2 protein-coding genes are annotated in these 964 nt (G+C 44.4%); one reads left to right on the top strand and one right to left on the bottom strand.

The window, feature by feature from the left end; genetic code table 11:
- Positions 1 to 648: Solitary outer membrane autotransporter beta-barrel domain (locus KIV40_RS30390; protein ID WP_285352986.1), on the top strand; the 648-nt coding region annotated here is incomplete at its 5' end.
- A 42-nt stretch (positions 649 to 690) separates the two neighbouring features.
- Here the strand turns inward: KIV40_RS30390 and KIV40_RS30385 are convergent.
- A partial coding sequence (locus KIV40_RS30385) for a diguanylate cyclase (protein ID WP_285352984.1) occupies positions 691 to 964 on the bottom strand: 274 nt, incomplete at its 5' end.

The raw sequence follows: 964 nt of genomic DNA, 5'->3' as shown, positions 1-964 counted from the left end.
GAACAAGACGTTAAGCTTGCGGATGGGTTCAAGCCCGATCTACAGAAAGAGCTTGTGCTGTCAGGATACTTCGAATTCGCTAATGTTAGTCAGTTAGATGAAAACTGGAGTGTAAACTCGGCTATTGGCCAACATATCTCATACTATCGAAACGAATATACCTATCGAAGTAACTACCTAGCGCCACTTCGTCCGTTCCTTGATGATATCTACCTGAACACTGACGCTTGGGCTTATATCGTTGAACCTAGCATTAAATTGACCTATGTAACGCCACAGAATTGGGGACGTTTGAAGGTGAGTTCGAGTTGGCATTACTTTTATGGATACGGATGGGGTGAAGCGAACAACGGTCAAGTCGGACGACCTGAAGGTTGGTACTTAGCCAACGAAGTAAAAGTTTTCTATGACTTGGTTCAATGGGGAGACAACATTACTTCAATGTACTCCAGTGTTAGACGCATTGATCTTGGAGGCGATACGTCTGATCCACTCGGCACACAATCTTACTACGAAACCAGTATTGGTTGGCTGCTGGATCCAGACTTACTCAATGATTGGGTTGATAACGTTGGGATCGGTCTGACGATTAACTATGGTAGCTCTCTCAAAGGCGGGAGCTTAGTTGTGTTCTTCAACCAAGATTGAGCTACTGAATCAGAAACGCTCTTCTTTTGTTAAACCGGTTGACTACTCTTTACTGATAGACAATCGGTTACGACCCGCTTTCTTTGCCTTATAAAGCGCATTATCCGCAAGCTTCATCACTTCTTCTGGCTTTTTAGTGCTCTTGCTGTCGGCTAAACCGATACTCACGGTAACATTCACGATCTTTGACTTGGCTGGAACACGTCCACGATTCTTACTGCCCGTTTCGTCACAGTTTGGTCGAGCTTGGTTATCGCGAATTATGATGTCGTAGGCTTCAATGTCTTTAATCAGCTCATTGAGGTGTGTTACGACA

It is taken from the genome of Vibrio sp. D173a (assembly GCF_030248475.1).
This window is presented reverse-complemented; position numbering and strand designations above follow the sequence as displayed.